Annotated in this window: 1 protein-coding gene; it reads left to right on the top strand. The window is 65.9% G+C overall.

Annotated elements, in window-relative coordinates; all coding sequences use genetic code 11:
* A partial coding sequence (locus PMES_RS16525; RefSeq protein ID WP_328809175.1) for a transposase domain-containing protein occupies nt 1-211 on the top strand: 211 nt, incomplete at both ends.

Raw genomic sequence — 211 nt, 5'->3', positions numbered from 1 at the left:
GATGGGGATCGAGCTGCACTGGGCGACGCCGGGGCATGGCCAGGCGAAGCCGATCGAGCGTGCCTTTCGGGATTTCGCGGACAACATCGCGAAAGACCCGCGCTTTGCGGGGGCCTATGTCGGTCATAAGCCCGACGCCAAGCCCGAGAACTACGGCTCCACGGCGATCGATATCGATCGCTTCGTGGCGGTGGTCGGCGAAGGGGTGGCC

It is taken from the genome of Profundibacterium mesophilum KAUST100406-0324 (assembly GCF_009835145.1).
GTDB classification, from domain to species: Bacteria; Pseudomonadota; Alphaproteobacteria; order Rhodobacterales; family Rhodobacteraceae; genus Profundibacterium; species Profundibacterium mesophilum.
This window is presented reverse-complemented; position numbering and strand designations above follow the sequence as displayed.